This window comes from Sediminivirga luteola (assembly GCF_014639315.1).
GTDB classification, from domain to species: domain Bacteria; phylum Actinomycetota; class Actinomycetes; order Actinomycetales; family Brevibacteriaceae; genus Sediminivirga; species Sediminivirga luteola.
In genome coordinates, this window is record NZ_BMFY01000009.1 from 46,517 (window position 1) to 70,609 (window position 24,093).

Annotated in this window: 20 protein-coding genes; 10 read left to right on the forward strand and 10 right to left on the reverse strand. The window is 71.2% G+C overall.

Annotated features, from left to right (window positions below):
* The first annotated feature begins 33 nt into the window (after positions 1–33).
* The 5 genes from IEW13_RS10850 to IEW13_RS10870 are packed head-to-tail and all read left to right on the forward strand — an operon-like array spanning position 34 to position 4,129.
* Complete coding sequence (locus IEW13_RS10850; RefSeq protein ID WP_268235199.1) at positions 34–972, forward strand: NADP-dependent phosphogluconate dehydrogenase; 939 nt, start codon at positions 34–36, stop codon at positions 970–972.
* Positions 969–1,529, forward strand: coding sequence for a 6-phospho-3-hexuloisomerase (gene hxlB, locus IEW13_RS10855; RefSeq protein WP_188550938.1), 561 nt, complete (start codon positions 969–971; stop codon positions 1,527–1,529). Before IEW13_RS10850 ends, hxlB begins: the two co-directional genes overlap by 4 nt.
* Positions 1,526–2,365 (forward strand): phosphoenolpyruvate hydrolase family protein, encoded by an 840-nt coding sequence (locus IEW13_RS10860; RefSeq protein WP_188550939.1) that lies wholly within the window; start codon positions 1,526–1,528, stop codon positions 2,363–2,365. The genes hxlB and IEW13_RS10860 overlap by 4 nt, the downstream gene beginning before the upstream one ends.
* Positions 2,349–3,332: a hypothetical protein gene (locus tag IEW13_RS10865; RefSeq protein WP_188550940.1), complete on the forward strand. Its 984-nt coding sequence runs from the start codon at positions 2,349–2,351 to the stop codon at positions 3,330–3,332. The genes IEW13_RS10860 and IEW13_RS10865 overlap by 17 nt, the downstream gene beginning before the upstream one ends.
* Positions 3,329–4,129: an inositol monophosphatase family protein gene (locus IEW13_RS10870; RefSeq protein ID WP_237143150.1), complete on the forward strand. Its 801-nt coding sequence runs from the start codon at positions 3,329–3,331 to the stop codon at positions 4,127–4,129. Before IEW13_RS10865 ends, IEW13_RS10870 begins: the two co-directional genes overlap by 4 nt.
* A gap of 38 nt (positions 4,130–4,167) precedes the next feature.
* Here IEW13_RS10870 and IEW13_RS10875 read toward each other — a convergent pair whose 3' ends face one another.
* Genes IEW13_RS10875 through IEW13_RS17785 form a run of 3 tightly spaced genes read right to left on the reverse strand, consistent with a single transcriptional unit; the run spans position 4,168 to position 9,340 of the window.
* Entirely contained in the window at positions 4,168–5,721 is a 1,554-nt protein-coding gene (locus IEW13_RS10875) for a DUF5719 family protein (protein WP_188550942.1), read from the reverse strand.
* A complete protein-coding gene (locus tag IEW13_RS10880; protein ID WP_188550943.1) occupies positions 5,718–8,912 on the reverse strand; it encodes a glycosyltransferase family 2 protein in 3,195 nt (1,064 codons plus the stop codon). Before IEW13_RS10880 ends, IEW13_RS10875 begins: the two co-directional genes overlap by 4 nt.
* Entirely contained in the window at positions 8,909–9,340 is a 432-nt protein-coding gene (locus IEW13_RS17785; RefSeq protein WP_308420815.1) for a WhiB family transcriptional regulator, read from the reverse strand. The genes IEW13_RS10880 and IEW13_RS17785 overlap by 4 nt, the downstream gene beginning before the upstream one ends.
* Before the next feature lie 294 nt (positions 9,341–9,634).
* Here IEW13_RS17785 and cofE point away from each other — a divergent pair, with 294 nt between their 5' ends.
* From cofE to IEW13_RS10905, 4 genes are all read left to right on the forward strand, one after another.
* Complete coding sequence (gene cofE, locus IEW13_RS10890) at positions 9,635–10,810, forward strand: coenzyme F420-0:L-glutamate ligase (RefSeq protein ID WP_188550944.1); 1,176 nt, start codon at positions 9,635–9,637, stop codon at positions 10,808–10,810.
* Between the two features lie 9 nt (positions 10,811–10,819).
* Positions 10,820–11,590, forward strand: coding sequence for a TIGR03089 family protein (locus IEW13_RS10895; protein ID WP_188550945.1), 771 nt, complete (start codon positions 10,820–10,822; stop codon positions 11,588–11,590).
* Between the two features lie 84 nt (positions 11,591–11,674).
* Positions 11,675–12,454 (forward strand): CoA transferase subunit A, encoded by a 780-nt coding sequence (locus IEW13_RS10900; RefSeq protein WP_188550946.1) that lies wholly within the window; start codon positions 11,675–11,677, stop codon positions 12,452–12,454.
* The gene (locus IEW13_RS10905) at positions 12,451–13,107 is read left to right on the forward strand and encodes a CoA transferase subunit B (RefSeq protein ID WP_188550947.1); all 657 of its coding nucleotides are present in this window, start codon (positions 12,451–12,453) and stop codon (positions 13,105–13,107) included. The genes IEW13_RS10900 and IEW13_RS10905 overlap by 4 nt, the downstream gene beginning before the upstream one ends.
* A gap of 124 nt (positions 13,108–13,231) precedes the next feature.
* Here IEW13_RS10905 and manA read toward each other — a convergent pair whose 3' ends face one another.
* From manA to IEW13_RS10930, 5 genes are all read right to left on the reverse strand, one after another.
* On the reverse strand, positions 13,232–14,449 hold the full coding sequence (gene manA / locus IEW13_RS10910) for a mannose-6-phosphate isomerase, class I (RefSeq protein ID WP_188550948.1): 1,218 nt from the start codon (positions 14,447–14,449) through the stop codon (positions 13,232–13,234).
* Positions 14,450–14,867: 418 nt separating this feature from the next.
* Positions 14,868–17,612 carry an NlpC/P60 family protein gene (locus IEW13_RS10915; RefSeq protein ID WP_188550949.1) on the reverse strand — a complete coding sequence of 915 codons (2,745 nt, stop codon included), beginning with the start codon at positions 17,610–17,612 and terminating at the stop codon, positions 14,868–14,870.
* Between the two features lie 442 nt (positions 17,613–18,054).
* Complete coding sequence (locus IEW13_RS10920) at positions 18,055–19,674, reverse strand: LCP family protein (protein ID WP_188550950.1); 1,620 nt, start codon at positions 19,672–19,674, stop codon at positions 18,055–18,057.
* A gap of 9 nt (positions 19,675–19,683) precedes the next feature.
* Positions 19,684–20,199 carry a 5-(carboxyamino)imidazole ribonucleotide mutase gene (gene purE / locus IEW13_RS10925; protein WP_229745103.1) on the reverse strand — a complete coding sequence of 172 codons (516 nt, stop codon included), beginning with the start codon at positions 20,197–20,199 and terminating at the stop codon, positions 19,684–19,686.
* A gap of 98 nt (positions 20,200–20,297) precedes the next feature.
* Positions 20,298–21,398 (reverse strand): 5-(carboxyamino)imidazole ribonucleotide synthase, encoded by a 1,101-nt coding sequence (locus IEW13_RS10930; RefSeq protein ID WP_229745104.1) that lies wholly within the window; start codon positions 21,396–21,398, stop codon positions 20,298–20,300.
* A 277-nt stretch (positions 21,399–21,675) separates the two neighbouring features.
* Between IEW13_RS10930 and IEW13_RS10935 the strand changes: the two genes are divergently transcribed.
* Entirely contained in the window at positions 21,676–22,161 is a 486-nt protein-coding gene (locus tag IEW13_RS10935; protein WP_229745094.1) for a GtrA family protein, read from the forward strand.
* A 30-nt stretch (positions 22,162–22,191) separates the two neighbouring features.
* Here IEW13_RS10935 and IEW13_RS10940 read toward each other — a convergent pair whose 3' ends face one another.
* Together IEW13_RS10940 and IEW13_RS10945 are read right to left on the reverse strand one after the other, a co-directional pair.
* Positions 22,192–23,355, reverse strand: coding sequence for an alkaline phosphatase family protein (locus IEW13_RS10940; RefSeq protein ID WP_229745095.1), 1,164 nt, complete (start codon positions 23,353–23,355; stop codon positions 22,192–22,194).
* 11 nt (positions 23,356–23,366) lie between these two features.
* A complete protein-coding gene (locus IEW13_RS10945) occupies positions 23,367–23,990 on the reverse strand; it encodes a DUF5998 family protein (RefSeq protein WP_188550954.1) in 624 nt (207 codons plus the stop codon).
* Between the last annotated feature and the right edge of the window lie 103 nt (positions 23,991–24,093).

Genomic DNA, 24,093 nt, shown 5'->3' on the forward strand with positions numbered 1-24,093 from the left:
ATACTCTTCCTATGATCACTACTGCACGTCACTATTGCAACGTGGACCAGCTGGTCCCGCACATTCAACATGGAAGTTGAGAGTGAGACGATGAAACTGGGCCTGATCGGTCTTGGGAAAATGGGCGGGGGCATGGCCTGGCGACTCACCCGCGCCGGCCTCGAGGTCGTCGGCACTGATCTGAATCCCGCATCCCGGCAGCGCGCGGCTGACGAGGGCACCACCGTCGTCACCGGAACCCCTGAACTGATCGGGCGCCTGGACACGCCCCGGGTCATCTGGGTCATGCTCCCGGCAGGTTCCGCGACCCGGACCGTCATCGGCGAGCTGGCCGACCTGCTCGATCCCGCCGATCTCGTGGTCGATGGCGGCAACAGCGACTTCCGTGATGCAGTGAGACATGCCGAGACGTTGAATGCCCGGGGCATCGGGTTTGCCGATGTCGGCGTCAGTGGCGGGCAATGGGGCAGGGAGAACGGCTATGGCCTGATGGTCGGGTCCTCTCCGGAACAGTACGACGTGCTTCGTCCCGTGCTCGATGCGCTGTCCAACGGCCGTCAGCACAGCCGAGTAGGCGGAACGGGTTCGGGCCATCTGGTCAAAGCGGTCCACAACGGCGTGCAGTACGCCGTGATGGAGAGCTATGCCGAAGGCTATGCCCTCTTAAGCGCGCATCCCGAGGTCGATGTGCTTGCGGCAATGCAAGCCTGGCAAGGTGGCAGTTCCATCCGCTCGTGGCTGCTTGAGCAGACCGTCGCGGCACTCGAGGAGAACCCCTCGCTGGACGAGGTATCCGATCGCGTCCCCGATTCCGGCATGGGACGCTGGACAGCCGAACAGGCCATCAAGCTCGGCGTTCCCACCCCGTTGCTGACCGCGGCTCTGCACGCCCGCTTCGAGAGCCAGTCCGACCACCGCGCCGCGCGGTTGCTCAATGCCACGCGCAGCCGTGTCGGAGGACAGCCGTCATGACCGCTGAGGCAGACAGGGACGAGACCGTGCGAGGTTTCGCCCTGCACGCGGTGGACGAGATCGCGCGGCTAGTCACGGCCATTGACGCCGAGGCGCTCGAGGCCGCGGCCGCATTGCTGTGCCGTGTCCCGCGAGTGCACCTGAGCGGCAACGGGCGGTCCGGGCTGATGGCCAAAGCCATCGCGATGCGCCTGATGCACATCGGCCTGCAGAGCTTCGTGGTCGGCGAGATCGCCGCGCCGGGCATCCAGAAGGACGACCTCCTCACGATCGTCAGCGCGTCCGGACGCGGGACATTGCTGGAGCAGGCGCGCACAGCACGCGACTTCGGGGCGCGGGTCCTGGCCATCACGGCAGACCCTGACAATCCGTTGGCCCAGGAGGCGCAGGCCCGGATCATCGTCCCGGCGCGCACCGAGGTGGCGACCAGGCAGCATGCCGGTTCGCTGTTCGAGCAGGGCGTCCTGATCACCGGGGATGCACTGTGCCATTCCGTCCAGGCTCGGCTCAAAGTGCCGACATCCGAACTGAACCGCCGACACGCGAATCTCCTGTGAACGGCACGGGACTCCCGGAAACACCGGTCCTCGCCGCAACCGCAAGCCAGGCCGGAGCTGCCTCGCTGAGCCACGCGGGCGTCGACCGCGTGGTCGCTTATCACTCCAGCGTGTACCGGCAGCGCGGGATGCCCTCCGTGGCCGGTCTGCTGCCGTGGGCGAGCGCGAACGAACAGGTCAGCAGCATGATCCGGGACGTGGTATCAGGAAGCGAAAGCACACCGGTGGTCGCCACCGTCTGCGGCAACGACCGGATGACCGGTGTCGACCGCATGCTGGATCTCCTCACTGAGGAGGGCGCCGTCGGCGTTCTCAACGCTCCCACGGTCGGTCTGCTGGAAGGCACTGTCCGCGCCGTCCTGGAAGCGGAAGGACTGGGCCGGTCCAGCGAGATGGAGCTGTTACGGAGCGCGCGTGAGCGGGGTCTGGAAGCCTGGGCTTACGTGTTCGATGCCTCCTGGGCGCGTGTAGCGGTGGAGGCTGGCGCCACGGCACTGGTGATCCACCTCGGCATCACAGGCTACGGCACCGGTGACCTGCGGCAGCAGGCGCGCCGCGCCTGCGAGATCGCCGCGGAGGCACCCTCCGGCATGCCGGTCCTGCTGCATGGCGGAGACCTCACGTCCCCCGAGCGGTTCACCGCGCTGTACTCAGAACTGCGGCCCCTGGTACCGGGGCCTCTCCCTTGCGGGTTCTTCGGCGCCTCGGCCTTCGAAGCGGCGGCCGACCCGTCAGCCGCGGTGCGCAGCTGGCGGCGTGCCACGGCGATGACGACCACGCACACGCGCATAGCCAGCATGGAAATGGGAGGATGCACAGGTGATCAGCACCGATAATCCTTTGCTCACTATTGATGAAGTGGCGTCCTGGAGTGGGGATCCGCTCTACCTTTTCGTCGGCGTGTCCACCGCCGGATCGAGCATTCACCGGGCATTCCCCGTCTGGGCACCGGTGCTGGCTCCTGGGAGCACGCTGCGCGGGATCGACGTACCGGAATCCGCCCCGGCGGAAACGTTCCGCCGGTTGCTCACCGCCATGCGGGGTAATCCCCGCGTTCACGGTGCCGTGATCACAAGTCATAAGCTGCGTCTCTACCGGGCCGCTGCCGAGCTGTTCGACCATATCGATCCGCTGGCGCAGATCACCCACGAGGTGAACTGCGTGGACAGCCGCCACGGGCTACGTGGTTTCGCGCGCGATCCTCAGTCACTGGATCTCGTGCTCGACGAGATGTTCGGTTCTGCAGTAGCCGAAAGGGAATTCGTGTGCTTGGGAGCAGGAGGCTCGGCCACGGCGCTGTTGCTGGCCATGCGGGTGGATCTGCCCGCTTCCCTGCAAGCAGGCCGCGCGATTCCGCGCGCGGGTCGTGGCCCGGTGCTGCGGATCGTGGGACGCAGGCAGTCGTCCCTGGACGAGATCGACGGGGTGCGGGAGCGGGCAGGCCTGCCCGCCGGCAGCGTCGAACTGGTGCTGGCGGAGGATACCCCTGCGGTGGATCGTGTCGTCGCAGGCAGCGCTGAGAACGCCGTGGTCATGAACGCCACCGGACTCGGGAAGACCTCCCCCGGGTCTCCGCTCAGCGATCCGTCGGCGTTCCCCGCCGGCGCCCTCGCCTGGGACTTCAACTATCGCGGCCCTCTGACGTTCCTGGAACAGGCCCGCAGTGCCGGGACAGCGGTCGAGGACGGCTGGGACTACTTCCTGGCCGGATGGTCAGCCGCCCTGTGCACGATCAGGACTGCCGAACTCACCGATGAAACGTTCGGCAAGGTGAAGCGAGCCTCGCGGGAACTTCGTCCGTGACCAACGCCGGAACGACCGCGGACCTCCACCTGGCCGAGGACCTCGCTGACGCGGCCGACGCGATCACGATGAGCCACTTCGGCGGTGACATCCCGGCCAAGCGAAAAGCGGACCGCACCCTGGTCACGCAGGTCGACCTCGCCGTCGACCAGACGGTGCGCACACTACTGCGTGAACGCGCCGGCGGGGATCTGATCCTCTCGGAGGAGGGGCCGCCCCTCCCGTGGCCGGCGGCTGGGCGGGTATGGGTCATCGATCCGCTCGACCAGACCGTGAACTACAGCCGGGGAATCGAAGAGTTCGCCACACTGATCACGCTCTGCATGGACGCGATCCCGCAGGTAGCCGTCGTGAGCGCTCCTGCTCGGGGTGAACGCTGGTATGCCCAGAAGGATCACGGCGCATACCGCAATGGACACCGCCTGCAGGCCAGCGTGACACATCGCATTGAGGACGCGCTGCTGACGATCGCCGCACCGCATCAGTTCGTGCCGTCTTCTCGCACGGGTGTGCGAGAAGACATGCGCGAGCGCGTTGACGATGTCGCTAGGCGAGCGCACGCCACCACCGGCCACGGCGGGTTCCTCGGCCAGATGCGCGTGGCCGCCGGGGCCGTCGACGCCGCCATCGACCCGTGGGGTCAGCCGTGGGACCTGGCCGCGAGTTCGCTGATCGTCACGGAAGCCGGCGGCCGCTTCACCGACCTCAGCGGACACAGCGGCTTCAGCACTCAGAGTGCCCTGGCGAGCAATGGCGTTCTCCACCCAGCCTTGCTGGACATGCTGCTACCCGGCTGACGCGAGCCGCGCGGCGTGCCGAGCTGCCGGATGCGAGATCAGCCCAGCACGCGGACGCCCCGGGAGCCGGCGCCGGCGGGTGCCGCGGGAACGCTCAGAGACGAGACGAGTTCCCCTTCTTCGGCGTCCCCGGCGGTGAGCACCACCCCGGCATGCACCGCCTGTTCCTGGGGGGCATCGATGACGATCCCGGCCGGCTGTTCGCCGAACAGTTCACCGAGGTCCAGGGCGGTGATGCCCTCACCGCTGAGTTCCACGTCCTCCGCGACGCCGGGATGCCCGTCCTCACCGACCGCGCTGACCCGGACGGTAGCCGGCTGGCTTCCCTCCCGGCCGAGGACCAGGCGGGCCTGGGCGCCTTCGGGCAGCGGCAGCAGGTGCTGGCCGGACAGAGCGGGCCGGCCAGCCGACCAGGCGAACTCCGTCGCCGGCCGGCTGCCGGTCTCACCGCTCACCTCGTTCTCCACCGCGACCTCTCCCTCCCGGGTGAACTTGGCGCCGGCGACGACCGGCCCGGTGGCGGCGAGTTCCAGCTGATAGTCGCCGGCGGGAAGCCCGTCGAGCGGCACCGTCGTCACCCCGTTTCCGGGAACGCTCGTACGCTCCGTCGCCCAGTCCGCCGGGCCGTCCGTTCCCCGCGCCAGGAGCTCCACATCGACGGGCTCGGCGGAGGTGTTCGCGATGCGCAGTTCCGGCTGGGCGTCCTCCGCTTCGGTCTCCGCGAGTGACACGGCGGGAACGACGAGGGACTCGGCGGGTTCGGCCGGGGTCACGATGTCCACGCCGGCCGGTTCCAGCCCCCGTAGCGCGGATTCCACAATGGCCGCGGTGACGAGACCGCCGGAGGATGTGACGGACACCGCCGGTTCGGCCAGTTCCGAGGCCAGTCCGCCCAGCAGCACCGTGCGGGCCGAACGCGGCTCGACCAGCACCGCCTCGGAGCCGGGCAGTTCGACCTCACCGTCGGGCGAGAAGATCCTGATCTCCACCTCTGCCGGCGCCGAGCTGGGGTTCTGCAGGACCAGCTGGCTGGTGGAGCCAATGCGGGTGGAACCGCCGACGAGCCACTGCTGGGTGGCCGGCGGCGTGCAGCCGGCAGCGGCGAGGCCGCGCAGATCGCCGTCCCTGCTCAAGGACAGCTGAGTGCCCTGCACCTGTGCCGGCGTGGAGCCCAGCACGGTGCCGGTGAGCATCACCGGGCGGGACAGATCGTCTTCGAAGCGAGACCCTTCGGCGTCTTCCTGCTGCGCGATGTCCTCCTCGTCGCCGTCCTCGCTCGCCAGCGCGCGAATGTCCAGCGGCGCCGCCGCAGCGACCTCGTCAGCGGGCACCGAGAGCGCTGCCAGCCGCTCGGTCTGTGCCTCGCCGGTGGCGTACTCATCGTCTGTGCCGGCGGCTTCTTCCGGCAGCTGCAGCGGCCCCGGGCACGCGGCCAGGGTGTCCGAGGCCGGAATGGACACCGAGGCTGGCGCGCGGTCCGAGCCCGCATACGGCACCGGCAGCACGGTGGTCGCGGCCAGCACGGCCCCGCCCGTAGCCAGGAGACCCACGGCGGTCGCCAGGCTGCGCGCGGTGGCGGCGGAGATCTTCATTCCCGTCCTCCCTCCGGCTGCGCGCCGTCCCGCGTGGCTCCTGGGCGCACCACGGTACGGCCGCCTGGCAGCGGCACCGACAGCAGCAGGACGAGGACGAGCAGCGCGCCTCGCACCACCGTCCAGGCCGCATCGGCCGTCTCGCGATGCTGCACCTCCAGGGTGCCGCCCGAGGGCGGGACGTCGAACGCCAGCCGCCAGTCGCCGGCGGCCGGCTCGATGCGGGTCTCGGCAATCGTCGCCGTGAAGCCCTCATCGGCACGCTGAGCGAGGATGACGCGCCGGGAGCCGGAGCCCTCGGGCACGGCGATGCTGCCGTCCGCGCTGACCTCCAGCGGCTGCCGGGTGCCGTCTTCGCCTTCGAGCACAGCCCAGGAGGGCTCCTCCGCGGCGTCGACGGACCACATCCGCCCGGCTGCGGACTCGCCGAGCCGGCTCAGGCCCTGGGAATTGTCCAGCGCGGAGGACACTGCGTCCAGCCGGGCGGAGTCTTCCTCCTCGGCGAGCACGGACCCGGCGGGGGCCATGGCGCCGGCGGCAGGCGGATCGAGTTCCAGGATCACGGTACCGACCCCGATCTGGGACAGCAGCGGCGTGGCGTCCGTGCCGGCTCCGGCGGTCAGCGCCGCCACGGCCGAACCGATGGCGTGCTCGGCTTCGTCCAGTCCCCGCGCTTGCCGCCAGCCGAAGGAGCCGTTCACGCGCGAACCCGACACCGCCTGGTTGACCGCCAGGATGGTCCCGCCTTCCGGGCCGCGGATCTCACCGAGGATCTGCCCGTCGACCTGCCGGAGGACGAGCGCCCGCTGGCGGTGCGGACCGGCGTAGCGGTCGCGTGCCAAGGCTGAGAGGCTCGGTGTCTCGCTCACCCCCACCGCCGAGGTCGCCCGCTGCTGCAGCGCGCCCTCGGCGGACCACACTCCGAGCTGTCCGAGGCTGCCGGCGGCCAGGAGCGCGGCGAGCACTGCGGCTGTCCAGGACATCGGCGAGCGTCGGCCCTGCCAGCGCACGGCGTGCACGGCCGCGGCCAGGAACCCGAGGCCGAGAAGGCTCAGGCCCGGCCCAGGGCTGCCGGCCGCCACCACGAGCGGGTCCGCTCCGACGGCCACCGTCAGCGGCGCCACCGCCGCCGCGAGTCCCAGAAGCACTAGGCCCGCGGACCAGGCCAGCACTCCGGTGGGCACATGCGGGCGCAGCATGCCCAGCACGTACAGCGCCAGGAGCGGGCTGAGCAGGAGCAGAAGGTAGTGCGGGTCCAGGCCGGAGAGCCAGTCATGGCCGGCTGCCGCCGATGGCTGCAGCAGGAGCAGCTGCCAGACCGGTACCGGATCTTCGCTGAGCAGGCGGCCGTGCTGGGAGAACAGGAGTTCTGGCTGCCGGACCGCGCGGATCAGCCAGGGCAGGCACAGTGCCGCCGTGCCCAGCGGGAAGACCAGCAGCGGTGCGCGGCGGCCGCGGCCGGCGGCCAGGGCGGCGATGAGCACGGCCGGGACGGCGGCAAGCATCAGGACGGGGGCCCCCGCGGCGACGGCGCCGAAGGCGAGGCCCCCCGCCGCGGCTGCGGTCCAGGAGGGGACGCCGGCGCTTCCGGGACGGCCCCAGTGCACCCGCCGGCCGGGCCGGGCGGCGCCGGTGGCGCGGATCAGCCCCAGCGCGGCCAGCGGAAGCAGCACATGAGCCACCACGGTCCCGATGCGGCCCTCGTCGAGTGCCAGCAGCAGCGTGGGCATCGCCGCCCAGACCAGGCCGGCACCGGCCCGGGCCCATGCCGAACGGGTGAGCGCCCCCGCGGCGGTATAGGCGCTCAGGGCGGCGAGGGGCAGGGCGAGGAACCACAGGACGGTCACGGACAGCGCCACCTGTCCCAGGAAGGGCAGGGACCACAGCGCCAGCACGCCCAGCATGGGATCCGGCGGCGCGGTGTGGCCCAGACCGGTCTGCTGCCAGGTGCCGGTCGCAGCGGCGAACAGCTCGGGCCAGGAGACATCGGTGGCCGCCAGCGCGCCCCCGGTCAGGTGGCCCGGCGCGGCGAGGCGGAACTGGCCGGCCACGGCGCAGGCCAGCGCCAGCGCGGTCAGCAGCACCGCCGGATGCGTGGCGATCCGCATGCGCGGGGCGCCCAGCGCGTCGATGGGCGAGAATCCCGCGACCACGTTCTCGGTATTGATCGGCGCGGTACGCAAGTCCTCCGGACCGGCTTCACCGGCGGACGCGCCGGCCGCCGCGGAGGCGGCAGGCTCATCCGGACTGGTCTCGATCCGCGCGGCCGCACGCGTCGACCGCCAGTCCAGCCGCAGGGAGTCCAGCGCGGAACGGGGCAGTCGCGCGGCCTTCGCCGTACGACGGCGAAGGCCGAGGATCGCACCGAAGCGGCCGAGCTGGGCGACGGAGGCCCGGAGTTCGGCCAGCGCGTGGCGGGGCTGTTTGGCGGCCAGCCGGTACAGGGCGCGCAGCACGCCGAGCAGCTGAAGCCACAGCAGCAGGAAGAACGGCACGCCGGGGCGGCACGCCAGCAGCCAGGTGCTCCAGCGTGCTTCGAGCGCACGTGCCGGCTGCGCATCCGGGTGCCACGTCCGGGCCGCCTCGGCCCGGTGCCGCAGCCGGGCACCGGGCACGAGGCACACCCGCGAACCGGCCAGGCGGGCCCGGCGGCAGAAGTCGAGCGCCCCGTAGGCGGTCCCGAGCAGGTGGTGGAATCCCCCGGCACGGCGATAGGCGGCGATGCTCACCAGCATCCCGTGCATGCTGGTGGCCAGCACGTCCGAACGGTCCGCGTACTGGCCCTGGTCGATCTCCTCCGGGGCGAGGCCCGTGGTCAGACGCCAGCCGGACCCGGCGGTCATCCCCGCTTCCAGGATCCGGCCGTTCTCGGTCAGGTGCAGCGGACCGAGGACTTCGATGGTGGCGGACTGCTGCGCGGTCTCCCACAGGGCGTCCAGCGCCTCGTCTTCAGGAACGGCACCCGCCGGCAGTAGCCACACCCATTCGGCGCCCTCGGCCTCCGCGGCTTCGATCCCTGCCGTGTAGCCGCGGGAGAACGGCGTGCCGGAGGGGAGGGTGATGCGGCAGGCATCGGCGCCGATGCCCACGGTGATGATGCGCTGGGCCCGCCCCTGCACCGCCTGCACGGTGCGGGACAGGCCCGCGGGGTTCTCAGCGGCGACGACGACCGCCGTCACGGCTGGACTCACACAGCCCGTTTCTTCAGCTTGCGCCGTTCGCGCTCGGACAGACCGCCCCAGATGCCGAAGCGCTCGTCATTGGCGAGCGCGTACTCCAGGCACTGAGCCTTGACCTCGCAGCTGTTGCACACCTGCTTGGCCTCCCGGGTGGAGCCGCCCTTCTCCGGGAAGAACGCCTCCGGATCGGTCTGCGCGCACAGTGCCTCGTCCTGCCAGTCCAGCGTGCCGTCCGACTCGCCGAACAGCATGGCCAGCGGAGCGACCTTGCGCTCTACCTCCAGCCGCGGCTCCAGGCCCACTGGGTCGATGCCGAGCGGGTCGGGCGTATACTCCGGTGCGGGCGCGGTCGGATCGACGAACCAATCCGCTGCCGTCCTCGCCGTGACACCCTGGCGCGGCTCACGGAACTCCTCCCGGAGGCGCTTTGCTTCCTCCACGATCGACTCCCCTCTGTCGCGCTCTCCCACTCGCGGCCCGGTGCCCGAGGCGACGAGCGCCGGGCGGATCGGGGAACCGCTTTACCACCTAATTACACGCGTGTCGTTCTCAGCAGTCAAGCGGCCTTCTGCTATAAAGCACCCGGCAACCGCGGCAATCGAACACCAGTACCCACCAGGAAAGTCGCCTTGACGCACATGTTGTGTCCCGGAGCCCGGACCGCGGGTACATCTTGTGTTTCGGGGGTTCCCAGAGCATGCCCAGGATTTCCCGGCCGATGACAGAATGAGGGCATGCACGCTGCATCCCGTGACCCCTCCGCCGCCCGCGCCGGGCGGCTCCTGACCGCATACGCCGTGCCCGGCCTGCCGGAGATCCAGGCCGGGGACGATCTGGCGCTGCTCTGCGCCCGCGCGCTCACCGCCGCGGGAGTCGAGCTCCGCGACGGCGATGTGCTCGCCTTGGCCTCGAAGGCCGTGGCGAAGGCCGAGGGGCGGGTGGTGCCGGTGGCCAGCCGCGCAGATCACGAGGGCCTGGTGCTGGACCAGAGCACGCAGCTGGTGGCCGAGCGGCGGTTCCCGGGCGGGACGGTCCAGGTGGTCCGCTCGCTGGTCGGACCTGTCCTGGCCGGCGCGGGCATCGACGCCTCGAATCTGCCGGACGGGCAGCGGCTGCTGCTCCCCGCCGCGCCCGACCGTGCCGCGGAGGCGCTGCGCGCGGCTCTGAGCGAACGGTTCGGCGTCCGCCTCGCGGTGGTGATCACCGACACCGCGGGCCGGCCGTGGCGCCGGGGCCAGGCGGACTACGCCCTCGGCGCGGCTGGCCTGGAATGCCTCCGCGATCACCGGGGCGAGGAGGACAGCCACGGCAACCGGCTGGCCGCCACCCAACGGGCGATCGGCGACGAGGCCGCCGCTGCGGCGGATCTGGTGCGGGGCAAGAGCGCCGGATTGCCGCTGGCCGTGATCCGCGGGCTGGAGGAGCATGTGCGCGAAGACGCGCCCGGCGCCGCCGGCCTGGTGCAGCCCCCGGAGACCGACTGGTTCCGCTACGGCCATCTGGAGGCCGTCCGCCGCGCCTTGCGGGTGCCCGGCGGCACGGTCGCTCCGCCGCCGGCGGATCCGGACGCGGAGGACTTCCCCGAACGGGTGGAACGCGCCCTGCACACCGCGATGGCGAGCCGGCTGCCCTCGCCCGGCACCGCCGCCTGGACGGGACGGGTGCTCGCGGGCGGCGCCGTCATCCGGTTCTCGCCCTCTGGACTTCCGGGCTCCCCCGCCGGGGAGGGGAACCCGGGCGGCAGCGGCGATCAGGGCGGGCACCCGGTGATGCTGGCCACGCTGGGCCTGTCCGCGCTCGTGCAGCGCGCGCTGACCGCCCTGGCGGCGGAGGAGCTGGAGGCCGACGTACGGTACTCCTGGGAGCCCGACGGCCGGCCGGCCGCATGCGAACTGCATCTGACCACCTGAAGGAGGATCATGCCCGCAGCCGCGGAGCTGAGCCGCGTGTGCGCCGCCCTGGCGGGGCGGCAGACCCCGGCGCTCGTCTGGCACGGGACCGACGGGGAGCGCATCGAGCTCTCCGGCCGGGTCACGCAGAACTGGATCGCGAAGACCGCGAACCTGCTGTCGGAGGAGTTCGACGCCGGACCGGACGTCCTGGTCCGCCTGCGGCTGAGCAGCGACGGCGCACCCCAGGTGCACTGGCGGAGCCTGATCGTGGCCGCCGCCGCCTGGTGGTGCGGGGCGGAAGCTCTGTTCGCCGGACCGGGCGAGGACTGGGACGAGGTCGTGCCGGATCCGGCCAGTACGCCATCGGCCGTCCTGGACGTGGTGGCCGATGCCGATGCCCGGCTGACAGCCGGACCCGCGGGGGCCGCCGAGGAGACGATCGCGGTGGCGCTGCCGGGGCTCGCCCTCGCCAGCCGGCTGCCGGAGCACGCCCCGGTCTTCGACTACACCGGCGAGGTGCGCGCCCACGCCGATGTCTTCTCCGGCGCTCCGCCGGCGGCGCCCTCGCCGTCGCCAGGATCGGGTGCTTGCGCACCGGCCGGATCGTTCGTGGTCCCATGGCGGCCCGAGCCGCATCATGCCACCTCGCACGGGCTGCCTCCGGGCGCCGTCGCCCGCGTCCTGGCGGCTCTGGAGGGCGGCGCGGCGGTGGGACTGAGCGATCTGCGCGATCCGGCGCAGCTGCAGCGGGTTTTCGCCGCCGAGGGGATTCCCGTCGCCACGGCGAACGGCGGCTGAGCCGGGGCGCCGCCGGCGCTTAACGGTCGCCGCGCCCGTCATGACTCGGTTAACCTGGACTCACCCACAGAGAGGAAAGTCGTTATGGACAAAGTCGTCCCGGATGCAGCGTCGGCCGTGGCCGACATCCCCGACGGCGCGTCGATCGCCGTCGGCGGATTCGGCGTGGTCGGAGTGCCACACGTCCTGATCCGCGCTCTGCAGCAGCAGGGCGCCACGGATCTGGAGGTGGTCTCCAACAACGCCGGCCTGGAAGGACAGGGCCTGGGCCTGCTGCTGGAATCCCGTCAGATCCGCAAGATGGTCTCCTCCTACGTCGGGGAGAACCGCGAGTTCGCCCGCCAGTACCTCTCCGGCGAGCTGGAGGTGGAGCTGACCCCGCAGGGCACCCTGGCGGAGAAGCTGCGCGCCGGCGGCGCGGGGATCCCGGCCTTCTACACCATCACCGGGTCGGGCACCCAGGTGGCCGAAGGCGGCATCCCGTGGAAGTACGACTCCGAGGGCAATGTCATCGCGTCCTCGCCGGCGAAGGAGACCCGCACGCTGTCCTTCCGCGGCGAGGAGAACGAGTACGTGCTGGAGAACTCCATCGCCACCGACTTCGCGCTGGTGCGCGCCGCCGTGGGCGACCGGCTGGGCAATCTGCGGTTCCACTCCTCCGCGCAGAACTTCAACCCGATCGCCGCGCAGGCCGGCAAGGTCACGATCGCGGAGGTCGAGCAGCTGGTCGAGGTGGGCGAGCTCGCCCCCGATGACATCCACCTGCCGGGCATCTACGTGCATCGCGTCGTGGCGCTCTCCGCCGAAGAGGCAGCCGAGAAGCCCATCGAGAAGCTCACCACCCGCGAGGAGGCGGCCTCATGAGCCTGACCAGAGAGCAGATCGCGGCCCGGGCCGCCCGGGAGCTTCCCGACGGCGGTTACGTCAACCTCGGCATCGGCCTGCCCACCCTCATCCCGAACTACATCCCCCAGGGCGTGCAGGTGGTCCTGCAGTCGGAGAACGGCCTGCTGGGCGTGGGACCCTATCCCCGGCCGGACGAGGTGGACCCGGACCTGATCAACGCCGGTAAGGAGACCGTGACGCTGCTGCCGGGCGCGGCGCTGTTCGACTCGGCGCTGAGCTTCGGCATGATCCGCGGCGGCAAGGTGGACGCCGCGGTGCTGGGCGCGATGCAGGTCTCCGCTACCGGCGACATCGCCAACTGGATGATCCCCGGGAAGATGGTCAAGGGCATGGGCGGCGCGATGGACCTGGTCCACGGCGCCAAGCGCGTCCTGGTGGTGATGGAGCATGTCGCCAAGGACGGCAGTCACAAGCTGCTGGCGGAGTGCTCGCTGCCGCTGACCGGCAAGGGCGTGGTCGGGCGGATCATCACGGATCTGGCTGTGCTCGACGTCGCCGGCGGCAGCTTCACCCTGGTCGAGCGCGCCCCCGGCGTGAGCGTCGAGGAGATCGTGGAGAAGACCGGCGCGCCCGTCGATGTGCCCGCGGAGGTGCCCGAGACCCGCGTCTGAAACGGCGCCCCGGCTGAGCATGAGAGCCGACGCCGGCCATGGGCCAGTGCCGGCGCGGCCCTGAAGGCCCGGTTCCTCCCTTCCATGGAACGGAGAGGACCGGGCCTTCGCGCGTCGCGGCCTCTTACGCGAGATGGGAGACGAACAGGCGTCCGTCCCCGGAGACCTCACGCGGCTCGCCGGCCCCGAGGAACGCGCTCTGGCCCGCGCTCAGCTCCGCCGGCCCCGTCAGCGGCGCACCGAAACGGTAGACCCCGTCCAGGCACAGGACCAGAAGGGGACCGTCCGGGAGCGTGGTGCCCTCTCCGGCCCGTCCCAGCACGGTGAGCGCCACCTCGGGAGAGGTGCCGCGGAAGCTCATGGCACCGGCGTCCTGGCTCGGGTCCACCGCCTCGTGGGAATCCGGTCCGGCACCCTGGACCAACGGCTCTTCCGGGGCGAACTGCCCGATGCGCAGCAGCGTCGGGACGTCCACGTGCTTGCTGGTCAGCCCGCCGCGCAGGACGTTGTCCGAGGCGGCCATCACTTCGATCCCAGTGCCGTGCAGATACGCGTGCAGGGTGCGCGCACCGGTGGCCAGCACCTGGCCGGGGCGCAGATCGACGCGGTTGAGCAGCAGCGCCATCAGGATCCCCGCATCGCCGGGGTAGGCGGTGCTGACCTCGCGCAGCGTGTCCAGCGGAGTGCCACCACCCGGGTACGGGGGCACCTCGGCTCGGCCGGCCTGGGCGGCCTGCGCCCAGGCGTCGGCGGTCTGGCCGGCTTCCTGCGGTGAGCCCAGGATCAGCTCGCTCAGGGCCGCGAGCCGGGCTGCGTCGTCGGCGAGCGAGGAGTCCTCCGCCGTTTCCACCAGGCGGGCGCCGAACGCGGTCGGCTGCGCCTGCTGCAGCGCGGCGAGGACGGCGTGACTCTCCACCACCGGGCGGAAGCCGCTCAGCGCGGCGAACGGCGTGAGGGCGTAGATGATCTCCGGCTTGTGATTGGCGTCCTTGAAGTTCCGCGCCGGATCGTCCCGGGAGACACCGGCGGCCTCTTCCGCGGCGAAGCCCTCCTGCGCCTGGTCCCGGCTCGGATGCGCCTGGATGGACAGCGGCCTGGCGGCGCTGAGCACCTTCATCAGGAACGGCAGCTCGTGCCGGCCCTCGCCCAGCAGTTCGGCGGGAGCGCCGCCGATGACCTCGTCGAGTCCGCCTTCCGGCGTCCGGGAGGGCGCCAGCGGATGCGCGCCCAGCCAGAGCTCGGCTGCAGGCCGGCCGGTGGGCTCCTGGCCGAGGAGGCGCGGGATCTCCTCCAGCGAGCCCCAGTCGTAGTCGCGGACGGGATTCTCCAAGCGGAACGCCACGCGGCGGCTCCTTTCTCATGAGCTCCTGTGAGCGGGGACATCGGGTGCACGCGGCGCCGGCGCCGGGCACGTCCCATCCTCGCATGAGCACAACGGGACGGCTCACATCGCCGGCGCCGTAGGCATACCGCCGGGCGCTCTGCACCACCGGTTCACGTCGCGACCAGCCGGCAACAGCGCGGCGGCCTGGGGCACGTCAGAGATGCGGATACGGCCCCGTCCAGGTCGCCCCCTGCGGCCGGGGGCACACGCACAGCGGGCGGACCGGGACCCGTAGGTCCCGATCCACCCCTTCCCCAGTGCTGCCCCGCACGCCGGCGGGCCGGGCCGTCCGTCTTATGGCGGACCGCCCGGGCGATGCCGCCGGAACCGTGTCAGACGGCCGGCGGCGTCGTCCTCCTCGTGACGCGACGAGCGGTCACAGCACCCGGATGAACACGGCGCCGCGGCTCTTCATCCAGCTGTAGCTGCGGTGCGAGGTCCCGCTGCTGCTGGAACCGGCGTCGTACATGTAGCCGGCCCTGTCGGAGATGATCCCGATGTGCCCGGGAACCCAGATCAGATCGCCCGGCTTGGCTTCGCTCTCCGAGATCACCCGGCCGGCGTTCCGCTGCTGGCTCGTGGTGCGCGGCAGGTTGACCCCGTGCTGCTTGTACACGTACTGCACATACCCGGAGCAGTCCCATCCGGCCGGCGTCGTGCCGCCCCAGCGGTATGGGGTGCCGACGTACTTCTTCGCCGTGGAGATGATCGCGGCGCGCTTGTCTGCCTCGGACTGCTCGGCCTTCTTGCGCTCCTCTTCCGCCTTCTTGCGCTCCTCTTCGGCTTTCCGCTCTTCCTCCGCTTTGCGCTCCTGCTCGGCGCGCTCCCGGTCGGCCTGCTCCTGGCGTTCGCGTTCGGCGCGCTCTTCCTCGGCGCGTTCGCGCTCCTCCTGCTCGGCCCGCTCGCGCTCGGCATCTTCGGCCGCGCGGCGCTCCTCCTCGGAGGTCTCGTCCTCGCCCGGGGTCGTCTCCTCGGGAGTCGTCTCCTCGGGCTCGGTCGCGTCGTCCTCCGTGACTCCGCCGCCCGGCCGGGGGCCGGTCAGTTCATCACTCGTGTCCCGGACGCCGGATCCGATGTCGCCGCTGGGCGAGAACTCGGTGGTGCCGTAGCCCTCCGCCCAGACCAGGCGGGCGCCCTGGAAGGTCTGCTCGGCCCGCCCGTTCCCGGACTTCGGGTCCGTCGTGGGGTAGCCCAGGTGCCCGTTCTCCCAGCCCTTGGAACCCCAGTAGCTCTGCAGCACGCCCAGCGTGTAGTGGGCGCCCGTGCGCGGGCTCCAGTGGATGGATCCCTTCTGGAACTTCTGGAAGGAGCCGCCGTCCTTCAGGCCGCCGCGCTCCTCCTGGACGGGGAGCCCGAGCTCGTCCCACAGCTGGCGGTGCTTGGTGCCGATGGCGCCCCTGGTGCCGACCGCGCCGGTGGACTGCGACCAGTACACGCGCCCGTTCTCGTAGTTGCGGGCCTTACCGCCGGGCACATCGAATTCCGCGCTCGTCGGCTTGCCCAGGTACTTGCCCGCCTCGGACTCCGCGTAGCGCTCGATCGCGGTCTTGGGCGCCGGCGGGGTCTGGTTCGGGTTGCTGCTCTCGCTGCCGCCGGCGGTGCCGTTGTTCTGCATCTGCACGATGGCGCGGCGCATGTCCGGAAGCTTGGCGTAGTACGCCGCGCCCGGGCAGTCGGTCTGCCCCACGTCACGGTGACCGGAGACGGCGTTGATGGTGCGGCCGTTCACGGTGGCCCGGGAGTCCCCGGAGACGCCGTGCAGGGAGAGCTTCCAGGCGATGGCGTGCTCGGCGGCGCGGATCGCCTCGGCCGGGGGCGCGGAGCCGGTGAAGGTCCCCAGCGTCGAGATGCCGAAGGTGCCGCTGTTGTAGTTGGCGGCGTGCGCGCCGATCACGGGGCGGTCCATCCCGCCGGCACGCCCTTCCCAGAGCCGGCCGAACTTGTCCACGAGCATGTTGTAGCCCACATCGGACCAGCCGCGGCCCTGGGTGTGGAAGCTGTAGATGCCGCGCAGGATGCCGGGCACCTGCTCGGCGGTGTAGGTGTTGGACCCGGCCGTGTGGTGCACGATCGTGGCCCGGATGCTGGAGGCGTAGGAGGCGCTGCCGCGACGCAGGCTCTCGTTCGCGCCCCAGGAGCTGCGGGTGCCGTACTTGGGAGCCGGCACGCGCTTGACGGAGGCGTTCTGGGCGGTGACGCCCTCATCGACGGAGAACGCCGCGGTCTGCACCTCGCCCTCCTGGCTCAGGTCCAGTCCGGCGCCCTCGGCCTCAGCGCCCTCGGGAGCGGCCGCCTCGCCGGGCGCCACGGCGCCGGCGGGCTGATTCTGCTGCACCTGGAGAGCGTCGTTCTCGGTGTACTTCGGGTCAATGACGAACAGCTCGGCGTCCTGCGGGGCCGCCTCGCCCAGCACGCGCAGCTGCACGGCCTCGGCGGCGGCGTCCACCACGAAGGGCTCGGTGCCGTTCGTGGACTGGGGGCCGTCGGCGAGCTGTTCCTGGTCGACTTCCTCCCAGGCGCTCCACTGGTCGCCGATGCGGGTGCGGATCTCCACGTGGCCGCTCTCGGCGCCGGGCCAGGAGACGCCCACGACGTTCGGGTTGCTGCTGTCGAGTTCCAGCGCCTCGGTCAGGGCGGCGATGTTCACGCCGTCCTCGGTCTTCTGCGAGATGTCGCCGGAGATGTCGGGGCTCTGCTCGCCCGCGTCCTCCTCGGGAGCGTCGCCCTCGGGCGCCCGCTCCGCGGGCTCCTCGGTGCTCTCGGATTCTTCCGGAGCCTCCTCGTCGTCCTGCGTCGCAGCGCCCAGGGAGGCGTTGACGGCGGCGGCCGAGCCGTTCGCGTCATCGCTGTCGAGCCCGCCGACGAACCCCTGCTGGCGCTGCTCCGAGTACAGCAGGGTGGGAAGATAGGAGACGCCGGAGGCCGCGGCCCCCTCGGCGTCGACGGAGGCGGACGTGGCGCCCACTTCGGTGAGGCCGTCCTCGCTGACGTCGGTCAGGGCGAAGGAGTTGACCTCAGGCGTGACGGAGTCTGCCGATGCGGTAGTGGGAACGACCAGGCCGAGCGTCGCCAGCATGAGCGCCGAGAGCCCGATGCCCACAGTGCTTCTGTTGAGTTTCATGTCTGCAAGCCTTTTCGAGGAAGACAGGGAAGTTGAGGCTTGTCCACCTACTGACCGGCGTTGGCAGAACGACAACAGCAGGCGACATCTCAAAATTGTTACATACTTTCGGCGTGTCAGAGTCGACTTTGCTGGATTTTTGTGAATTACACCGATGTAGTTGTTCGCTGACATGGGCAAACGTCGCCCAAAAAATTCGGCCCGGATCTGGCCCTTCCTCACCGACGAGCGGCCGATGAGAGGCATCCGCACCCGGCCCGCCCTTGCCGATGCGCTGCGGGGGCGCGGATCTGGGATTTCCCCGCACGACGCCAGGACAGGGCATCCGGCCACGCCGAGCCGGGTGAAACGCGGCGGCGCGAAGAGCCGGTGGGCCCCTGTCCGCGACGGCGATTGCTTCCGCGCTCCAGGAGCGCCTTCGCGGGCGTAGCAGGGTACTGGATCAGGGCACGTAGCAGATGGCGTCGTCGCCCTCGCCCTCGGGGGCCGGCGCCGCGACGGCGCTCGCCTCTGAGGCCGATGCGGGAGCCTGTGCTCCCAGCGCGCCGCCGGAGCCTGCGGCGGTCACGGCCGGCCCTGCAACGGCAAGGCCAGGTGCTCCCGTTCCCGCAGCAGCGACGCCCAGGGGCATACCCAGCCCCGCAGCGGCGAGACCCTGCGGTGTTCCGAGTCCCCCAGCAGCGCTGCCCGGTCCCGCGGCGGCATCGGCGTCCGATTCCGCCTCGCTCTGCTCGATGGTCTGCTGCACGAGCGCATGGATCTGGGTGAAGTCCGGATGGGCGGGAGTCACCTCGGGCGGAACGAAGTCCAGTTCCTGCAGATCGCGCTGGCGGGTCTTCTGCGCCAGCTCCACGAAGGAGCTCAGCTGCGCCTCGGGGATGTCCGTGGAGACCATGTCCGGTGCCGCGCTGGCGATCGCCTGGAACCGGGTCAGGAGGGTCGCTGGCTCCAGCTGGCTGAGCATCGCCTCCTGCACGCAGCGCTGCCGCGCCATGCGCTCGTAGTCGCTCGAACCGCGCCGCGAACGGGCGAACCAGAGCGCGGTGCGGCCGTCCATCCGCTGCTCGCCGATCTCGATCCACCCGTGCTCCGGCTCGGCGTCGACCGAGGTCAGCACGGAATCCATCGGGACCCGCTGCCCGGAGACGATGGTGATGCCGCCGACGGCGTCGATCAGGCCGGCGAAGCCGTCCATGTCGATCATCGCGTAGAACTGGACCTCCAGCCCCGTGACACCGCTGGCCGCGTCGATCATCGCCTGCGCGCCCGGATCGTCCACATCGGGATAGAGCTCGGCGTGCTCCTGGCCCTGCAGGTACACGCTGTTGATGAGGCATTCGTCGCCGCAGTTGTACCCCTGCGGGTAGACCTGGTGCAGGGGGCTGTCCTCCGGGAAGGGGACGTTCTGCATGTTCCGCGGGATGCCGAACATCACCGCCTGGCCGGTCCGGGCGTCGATGCTGACGACGGTGATGCTGTCCGGGCGGATCCCCTCCCGGCCCTTGCCGGCGTCCGAGCCCAGCAGCAGGATGTTGTATCGCCCGTCCACGGGCTGCACGGCGCCGCCGGAGGCGAAGATGTCGGAGATGAGGCCGCGCTGGCTGTTGAGGGTGCCGGTGCCGTAGGCCAGTCCTCCCCCGACGATCAGCAGGACCAGCGCGGACGCCCCGGCGACCCAGGCGCGCACCCGCGGCTTCAGGCCGACGAACCGTACCAGGCGGAGGGTGTCGAAGAAGCAGAGCGCCCACACGATCGTGTAGGCCAGCAGGAAGAGGGTCAGCAGCAGCAGGGTCATGCTGCTGGTCGCCGCGGCCAGCAGGGACTCCAGCGATGTCAGCGCCAGGACGACCGCACTCAAGACCAGCAGCCACAGCGCCGCCGTCGCCGCCATGCCGATCCGGGCCAGCCGGCGGCTGCCGGCGACGAGCTGGACCGTCCCGGGCAGCAGCACGGTCAGCAGCAGGAAGTACCAGGCACGTGCGGTGCGGGCGCTCGGATCGGCTTTGGCCGGGTAGCGCAGCGGATCGACCAGCTCCGGGATACGGCGGGTACGCTCAGCCACGCCGCCCCCTCACCTGTCGCCCGTACCGGTCCGGGGGCCTTCCGCCGTCAGGCGCTCCGCCAGGGCGCGTCCCTTGGCAGCGGCCTGCTGCCCGAGCTCGTCCCGGAAGCGGTCCAGGCGCTCACGCACGGCCGCGGCCTCCGGCCCGGGGCCGGCGCCCAGGATCCGCGCGGCCAGCAGGCCGGCGTTGCGGGCACCGCCGATGGAGACCGTGGCCACCGGTACGCCTGCGGGCATCTGCACGATGGACAGCAGCGAGTCCATCCCGTCCAGGTGCTTCAGGGGCACGGGGACGCCGATGACGGGAGCCGAGGTGACCGAGGCGATCATGCCCGGCAGATGCGCCGCTCCCCCGGCCCCGGCGATCACGACCCGGTAGCCCTCGGCCACCGCCCGCTCGCCGAACTCCAGCATCTGCCGCGCCATCCGGTGGGCCGAGAGGACCTGCGCGTGCCAGCCGATCCCTAGTTCGTCCAGGACCTTCCCGGCCTGCTCCATCACGGGCCAGTCGGAATCGGAGCCCATCACGATGGCGACGTCCACGGCGGCTGCCGCTCCGGTTCCGGTGCTGGCCGCCCCGGTTCCGGCGTGGGCCGCCCCGGTTCCGGCGCCCTGGGTTCCGCTCATGAGGTCACCGTCCCCTCGAAGTAGTCGGCCGCGTGGCGGGCCCGTTCCAGCAGCGCGTCGACGTCCTCGCCGACGGCGTTGACGTGGCCCACCTTGCGGCCGGGACGCACGGACTTGCCGTACATATGCACTTTGATCGCCGGGTCGTGTGCCATCACATGCCGGTAGGCGCCGTAGAGGTCCTCGTACTCGCCGCCGAGCACATTGACCATGACGCTGGCGGGGAACTGGGCGCTGGTCTCCCCCAGGGGCAGGTCCAGCACGGCGCGCAGGTGCTGCTCGAACTGGGAGGTCACCGAGCCGTCCTGGGTCCAGTGGCCGGTGTTGTGCGGGCGCATGGCGAGCTCGTTGACGAGGTAGCGCTGTCGGCCGTCCTCCTCGACCAGGAACATCTCCATCGCCATCACGCCGGTGACGTCCAGGCGGGTGGCCAGGGAGATGACATCGGCGGCGATCTTCGCGGCAAGGCCGGGGTCCAGGCCCGGGGCCGGGGCGATGGCCTCCTTGCAGATGCCATCGCGCTGCCAGGTCTGCACCACCGGCCAGGTCGCGGTCTGGCCCATCGGCGAGCGTCCCACCATGACGGCCAGCTCGCGGGCAAACGGCACTTTCTCCTCGGCCAGGAGGCCCCCGGTGGCGGTCTCCAGCCACTCGGCGCCGTCCTCGGCGCGGGAGGCCACCATGACGCCTTTGCCGTCGTAGCCTCCGCGCGGGGTCTTGAGCACCACCGGCCAGCCCACCCGGTCGCCGAACTGCCGCAGGTCCTCCACGGAGGTCACCTGCGCCCACTGCGGATTGGGCAGGCCGATCTCGTCCATCCGGGCGCGCATGACCAGCTTGTCCTGGGCGTGGACGAGCGCCGCGGCTCCGGGCCGGACCGCGACCCCCTCGGCCTCCAGGGTGCGGAGGATCTCGGTGGGCACGTGCTCATGGTCGAAGGTGACGACATCGACCTCCGCGGCGAAGGCGCGCACCGTCTCCAGATCCTTGTAGTCCCCCACCGTGGACTCCGCGATCGCCTGCACCGCGCAGGCGTCCTCCGATTCGGCCAGTACCGCCAGGCGCACCCCGAGGGCTTCCGCCGCGGGTGCCATCATCCGGGCCAGCTGGCCTCCGCCAATCACTCCGACACGTGGAAAAGTCACAGCTGGAAGTCTATCCGCACCGGGGGTGCCGCCCTGGGGTTTCGGACCGGCGTTTTGGACCATGTGCCGCCCCGCAGGACCTAGACTGGCCAGTGGCTCTCTTCAGGTCCCGGCCAGCGCGCATCCGGCGTACGGGGACGGCCGGGGAGGGCTCAAGAACGCTGAAGGACCTGCGGGCCCTGGAAGACGCGCCGGGCGTGATGGCCGCGGCGACGTGAGGAGAACGACCGTGAACCGTTTCACCCGCCTGGCGCCGCTCATCGCGCAGCTGGCGAAGTTCGGCACCGTGGGCGGCGTCGCCTTCATCGTGGACATCTCGGTCTACAACCTCCTGCGGCTCACCGTGATGCCCGATTACCCCATCGGCGCCAAGGTCGTCTCGGTGATCGTGGCGACCACCGTCTCCTGGCTCGGCTCGCGCTACTGGACCTTCAAGGAAGGCCGGAACGATGCGCGGGTGCGGGAGGCGTTCTGGTTCTTCCTGATCAACGCCGGGGGCCTGGGCATCGCGATGGGATGCCTCTTCGTCTCCCACTACGTCCTGGGCTTCACCTCACAGCTGGCGGACAACATCTCCGGCAACGGGATCGGCCTGGTGCTGGGCACGGCGTTCCGCTATCTGATGTACAAGTTCGTGTTGTTCCGGGCAGCTCCGGAGGGTGAGGCCAGAGGCACGCACAGGACCGAGGACGAGCGCGTCGAGCGCAGCGCGTGAAACTCACGCGCCACGGACAGGGCTGCGCGCTCAGCTGCCCCAGATCATCAGCGGCAGCGCCAGCTCGGCGTCGCTGAGGCCGCCGTGATGCCCGAGCAGGCTGAGCGAGGAGGCGGAATCCCGGGCCGAGTCCACGACGGCGAAGCCCTCGCGGGCGATCACGATCAGGTCTCCCATGCGTGCCTTCGCCCGCTCCCCGACCGGGCCGAACAACCCGGCGCCGATGGCGTCCGCGCGGCGCAGCACGATGGCCCGTCCTGCGGTGCGCTCGCGCCACGCCGCCAGCATGTCGTCCTCCGCGCCGGCTCTCAGGTAGAGATGGACGGCGCGAGGCTCTCCGCCGGTGTGCCGCAGGCCCGCCTGCAGATCGGGGTGCGCGGCCAGGTCCAGCCGGTCCTCGTGCGGCACGTCCACCATGCCGTGATCGGCGGTGAGCAGCATCCGCGCATCGCGGGGAAGCTCCTCGGCGAGCCGGCGCAGCTGCGCGTCCACCCGCTCCAGTTCCTCCACCCACTGCCAGGACTCGCAGCCGTGCCCGTGGCCGATCTTGTCCAGCAGGCCCCAGTACAGGTAGACCAGCCGCCGGCCGGGGGCGCGCAGCGCCGTCAGGGCGTGGTCCACCCGCTCGCTGAGCGTCTTCGACGGCAGGAAGCCCCCGCCGCGCATCGATGCGTGGTTGAGGCCGCCCTGCGCGAACTTCGGCTCGCCCAGGCTGAGCACATCCGTGCCGTGGGCGGCCAGCCGTTCGAACAGCGTCTCGTCGGGCACCCAGGCGCGCGGATCGACCGCGGGGTCCCAGGAGAGCTGGTTGAAGACCACGTCCCGGGCCGGGTCCAGCAGGCGGTAGCCCACCACGCCGTGCGCGCCCGGCAGCAGGCCCGTGCCCAGGGTGGACAGGGAGTTCGCCGTGGTCGAGGGGAACCCGGCGGTCAGCTCCCCGGCCTGCGGCAAGTGGGCGCGCAGGAACGGCGCGTGGGCGGCCTTGGCGCGCAGCAGGCGCAGCCCGAGGCCGTCGATGAGCACCACCAGCACCGTGCGCGCCTCGCCTTCCGGCAGGAGCGCGCGGGCCCGGGCCGCGGCCGCCGGATCGAGCGCGGAGGCCGCGCCGATCATGCCGGCCGCCGCCGGGATGACATCGGCGAGCGAACCGCGCTCGTAGGGCGGCGGAAGCACTTCGCCGGGCAGTGGTGTCACCGATGTCACCGTCAGCCTGCCTGCAGGCCGGCGGCGGTCCGCGCCTGATGGACGCTCTCCCTCAGCCGGCCGGCGAACCGCAGCGCCTGTTCCAGCGCTTCCTGCCCCTCCGCCATCGCCGAGACCCGGATGCTCAGATCCTCGGCAGTGGAGGTGCCCGAGTAGCCGTGGTCCGCATCGCACTGCGGGTCGCCGCAGGCTTCGGGAACCAGGTCCAGGCGCCGCAGGGAGTCCCACGCCAGGGTGATCACGACGTCGGCCGGCAGCTGGCCGGGCCGGAACCGCTCCGGGTTCTCGTAGGTGCGGGCGATCAGCACGGTGCGCAGCCGGGTCAGCGGGATGTCCTCGGTGCTCACCCGCGCCGCAGTGCCGCCCTCGGGACCGCGGGGATCGTCGTCGATGTGCCCCAGGATGAGCCTGGTCGGCGTCAGCAGCAACGCCGAGATGTGCCGGTGAATGGAGTCCATGTCGAAGTGCGTGTCCACGTGCACCAGGTGGGAGAGCAGCGTCTCCTGGTACAGCGACTCGCTGAACACCGCCATGGCGAGCTGCGGGTAGAAGCCGGCGGTCTTCAGATCGCGCTCGAGCTGCAGCGTCTGCTCGCCCTGCGAACGCTGGGAGGGATATGCGGCCATGCTGGACATTGTCGCAGATGCCCCGGACACGCGGGGCTGCCGTCCGCACCGCCGCGTTCCGGGGAACGGCGGGACCCGGTCGTGGCGCCGCAGCCGTGTCTCA

Bases quoted from the DNA above. Each gene is read 5' to 3' on its own strand.
- hxlB (WP_188550938.1), top strand. From the start codon at position 969: ATGACCGCTGAGGCAGACAGGGACGAGACCGTGCGAGGTTTCGCCCTG.
- IEW13_RS10875 (WP_188550942.1), bottom strand. From the start codon at position 5,721: ATGAAGATCTCCGCCGCCACCGCGCGCAGCCTGGCGACCGCCGTGGGT.
- cofE (WP_188550944.1), top strand. From the start codon at position 9,635: ATGCACGCTGCATCCCGTGACCCCTCCGCCGCCCGCGCCGGGCGGCTC.
- IEW13_RS10895 (WP_188550945.1), top strand. From the start codon at position 10,820: ATGCCCGCAGCCGCGGAGCTGAGCCGCGTGTGCGCCGCCCTGGCGGGG.
- IEW13_RS10900 (WP_188550946.1), top strand. From the start codon at position 11,675: ATGGACAAAGTCGTCCCGGATGCAGCGTCGGCCGTGGCCGACATCCCC.
- IEW13_RS10905 (WP_188550947.1), top strand. From the start codon at position 12,451: ATGAGCCTGACCAGAGAGCAGATCGCGGCCCGGGCCGCCCGGGAGCTT.
- IEW13_RS10915 (WP_188550949.1), bottom strand. From the start codon at position 17,612: ATGAAACTCAACAGAAGCACTGTGGGCATCGGGCTCTCGGCGCTCATG.
- purE (WP_229745103.1), bottom strand. From the start codon at position 20,199: ATGGGCTCCGATTCCGACTGGCCCGTGATGGAGCAGGCCGGGAAGGTC.
- IEW13_RS10930 (WP_229745104.1), bottom strand. From the start codon at position 21,398: ATGATGGCACCCGCGGCGGAAGCCCTCGGGGTGCGCCTGGCGGTACTG.
- IEW13_RS10945 (WP_188550954.1), bottom strand. From the start codon at position 23,990: ATGGCCGCATATCCCTCCCAGCGTTCGCAGGGCGAGCAGACGCTGCAG.